The sequence below is a fragment of the Lacrimispora algidixylanolytica genome, assembly GCF_003609635.1.
GTDB lineage: Bacteria > Bacillota > Clostridia > Lachnospirales > Lachnospiraceae > Lacrimispora > Lacrimispora algidixylanolytica.
Genome location: NZ_MCIA01000029.1, coordinates 1 through 3669, shown reverse-complemented (window position 1 = coordinate 3669; position 3669 = coordinate 1). Strand labels below are relative to the sequence as shown.

Annotated in this window: 3 protein-coding genes and 1 other annotated feature; of the genes, 2 read left to right on the top strand and 1 reads right to left on the bottom strand. The window is 40.5% G+C overall.

Annotated features, from left to right (window positions below; all coding sequences use genetic code 11):
* Window positions 1-9: 9 nt before the first annotated feature.
* Window positions 10-552 carry a beta-class carbonic anhydrase gene (locus BET01_RS13975; protein WP_120197427.1) on the bottom strand — a complete coding sequence of 181 codons (543 nt, stop codon included), beginning with the start codon at window positions 550-552 and terminating at the stop codon, window positions 10-12.
* A 274-nt stretch (window positions 553-826) separates the two neighbouring features.
* Between BET01_RS13975 and BET01_RS13970 the strand changes: the two genes are divergently transcribed.
* The gene (locus BET01_RS13970; RefSeq protein ID WP_158585070.1) at window positions 827-1909 is read left to right on the top strand and encodes a GGDEF domain-containing protein; all 1083 of its coding nucleotides are present in this window, start codon (window positions 827-829) and stop codon (window positions 1907-1909) included.
* A 62-nt stretch (window positions 1910-1971) separates the two neighbouring features.
* Window positions 1972-2227, top strand: a binding site (T-box leader).
* Window positions 2228-2399: 172 nt separating this feature from the next.
* Window positions 2400-3623, top strand: coding sequence for a tyrosine--tRNA ligase (gene tyrS / locus BET01_RS13965; RefSeq protein ID WP_120197425.1), 1224 nt, complete (start codon window positions 2400-2402; stop codon window positions 3621-3623).
* The last annotated feature ends 46 nt before the right edge of the window (window positions 3624-3669 follow it).

The window sequence follows — 3669 nt, the reverse complement described above, 5'->3', positions numbered from 1 at the left end:
TTTTGGTATTTAAGAGACAGAGGATAACCTGCCACAGGATATGTCCATAATAAAGCCCCGAATGATTACATTGGAGGGCATAAGTGGATGTGTTTTAAGCAGAGTAACGGATTGTTTTACTGCAGTTTTAACATTATCCATTCCCTGGAGCCATGAATCTAAGTCAAAACCATCTTCTTTTAGCTTCTGAATCGTATCCCGTTCAATGCCACGCTGAACCAAATGAGTAATAATGGTTTCAGAGGATATGGTAGCAGACAGACAGTCTGTATGGCCGATGACCATAACTTCATTCACGCCATATTCAAGTACAGCGATTAAGAGACTTCTGATGGTGCTGTCATAGGGATTTATGATCATGCTTCCGGCTGTTTTAATCAGCTTTACATCACCACTTTTAACTCCCAATGCAGCGGGAAGAAGCTCCACCAGTCTGGTATCCATACATGTAATTAAGGCCAACCTTTTTTTGGGGTATTTGTTGGTATTAAAGTGTTTGTAAAAACCGCTGTTAACAAAGGTATCATTATACTTTAAAATTTCCTCAATCATAGTCTTCCTCCATTGTACTCAAATTAGTTTAATTGTAAAGGATGAATCTTAATGTGGGATAGACTTAACCCTTAAAGATTGTTTAGCTGTTAAACGACTAAATAGGGTGGAATTCCTTTGCTGCAAGATGGAGCGAGGGAATTCCACTTTTTTTATGCCAAGTATTTAGAAAATAAATAAATTTTCACATAAATGAAAGATTATTAAATTGTAAAAAACTAGATATAGTGCTACGATGGATATATGTATTAATTCTATTGTTTGGGAGGATGTTATGTTTTTGGATGCACTGCAATCATATTATGCCCCTGTTGTTGCTCTGGTGTTTTTTGCGGCAATGGTGATTACAGATAAGCTTTTTTCAAAGCGCATTAAAAGGCTATTCCTTTGGGAAATTGGCTTGATCTTTCTGGTGATTGTAGATACTTGGGCTGATTATTGTTTCAGCGGTATATCTACTTTGGAAGGTTCAAGGCTAAGAACCTTAACCTCCTTTATCAATTTCGCCATAAGCCCCTGCCTCCCGATGATTCTTGTGTTCCTATATGAGACAGAGGACTCCAAGCGCTTCTCCCGGTGGTTTTATGTTCCTATGCTTATAAATGCGTTCATGTCTTTATTAAGCATTTGGCTAGGCTTGATCTTTAACGTAAGTGCAGAGAATGTATATACAAGAGGTCCACTTTTTGTGATTCCCTTTGTGGCTTCTGGTTTTTATCTTTTGTCCCTTGTATTTTGTTCCGCCAAACAAAGGGGGAAACCGAATCGCAAGTCTGAGACAGGTTTTTTGCTGATTTTTTTGTTTGTGATCGGACTAGCCATTGTGACGGAGATTGTATTTAATGTTCATTTTATGGTATGGAGCGTAGCGGAGGCTTTCGTAATTCTTTACTATTTGTTTCTTACGACTCAGAAGATTCTTTACGATCCTCTAACAGGCACCTATAACCGGATTGCATATGAAAAACAACTGGAAAAAATCAACTGGCAATCGGAATGCACCATTGCAATGATTGATCTGGACAATTTAAAAAATATCAATGATCAGTTCGGACATTCCAGCGGAGATGCGGCTATTTGCAGCGTTGCTTCTTCCATATTGAATACAAAATGCAAGCACATGTGGTTATACCGGTATGGAGGCGATGAATTCGTTCTTTTAAGCAATCGATTAAATGCCGATGAAATGAAGAAAATTTTAAAAATCTCTCAGTCTCAGTGCGAAGAGATTCAGGGCATTCGCCCTTGCTTTTCTTATGGCGTGGCGGAATATCGTATGGGAGATGATTTACATAATACAATATTAAGTGCTGATATAGACATGTATCGTCATAAAAAGAACTTAAGGGATGTTTGAAGGCAAATGGCCTTGACAAACAGATAAAAAGCCCATATACTAGTCAATAACTTCATATATTAGTAAAGGCATTGATAAGAACAAGTAGCACTACGATGAACCAAACAGAAAGTAGCCGGGAGATGAGAGGCGCATGGGAAACGGGTTGTGAATACATCTTTGAGCTTCACACCAAACGGCAGATTGCTTAGTAGGCTGTGACGGATTCCCGCACCCGTTATTGTGCTAGAGTATCGATTCAGGTACTTAAAGAGATAAGCAGTGTAAGCTGCTTATGAACTTAAGGTGGTAACGCGAGATTTTAACCTCGCCCTTTTGATAGGGCGGGGTTTATTTTTATGTAATAAGATGTTTAGTCTTTTACATAAAAATGCCCTGCCGGGCGGGATGCACATGACGCGCATCATGTGGTTTGTCACTAACGTGACAGCTCGTCAGCGCCAGAGTCTGGTAAGCCAGACTCTTATATAAATTATAAAGGAGAATAGCTATGACAATTTACGAGGAACTCAAAGCCAGGGGATTGATTGCCCAGGTGACGAATGAGGAAGAGATCAGCAAGATGGTCAACCAGGGAAAGGCAATCTTTTATATTGGCTTTGACCCAACCGCTGACAGTCTTCACGTAGGACACTTCATGGCATTATGCTTGATGAAACGCCTTCAGGAGGCAGGGAATAAACCGATCGCCTTACTTGGTGGCGGAACTGGAATGATTGGTGATCCATCTGGAAGAAGTGATATGCGCCAGATGATGACGGTAGAAATGATACAGCACAATTGCGATTGTTTTAAAAAGCAGATGAGCCGTTTTATTGATTTCTCAGAAGGAAAAGCCATTATGGTGAACAACGCGGACTGGCTGACAGAGCTTAACTATATCGAGATGTTACGTGAAGTAGGTCCTCATTTTTCCGTTAACCGTATGCTTTCAGCAGAATGCTATAAACAGCGTATGGAAAAAGGACTCAGCTTCCTGGAGTTTAACTATATGATCATGCAGAGCTATGATTTCTATGAGTTATTTAACCGCTACGGCTGTAACATGCAGTTTGGTGGTGATGATCAGTGGAGTAACATGCTTGGTGGTACAGAGTTAATTCGTCGTAAATTAGGTAAGGATGCTCATGCCATGACCATCACCCTGCTACTAAATTCCGAAGGCAAAAAAATGGGTAAAACTCAGTCAGGTGCTGTATGGCTTGATCCAGAAAAGACATCACCGTTTGACTTCTTCCAGTACTGGAGAAATGTAGCCGATGGTGACGTGTTAAAATGTCTTCGTATGCTCACCTTTTTACCAATTGAACAGATCAATGAGATGGATAGCTGGGAAGGAAGTCAGTTAAATCAGGCAAAGGAAATACTTGCTTATGAACTGACAAAGCTGGTTCATGGAGAAGAGGAAGCCGAAAAGTCTTTAAAGAGTGCCAAAGAGCTGTTTGCTGGTGGCAATGCGGCTGATATGCCTTTGTATGAGATGGAAGAGGCTGATTTTACAAACGGCAGTGCTGATATTTTGACCATCGTTCAGAAATCAGGTCTTGCACCTAGCCGTTCTGAAGCAAGACGCAACGTAGAACAGGGCGGTGTAACCGTTGAGGGAGAAACTGTAACAGACGTGAAGACTCTTTTCTCAAAGGAGCAGTTATCCGGAGAAGGAATCGTAGTAAAGCGTGGAAAGAAGAAATTTGTAAGAGTCGTAGTAAAATAATAGATCTAAGTGAATATATAAAACGGCCGGTACAGGCAGGGCATCT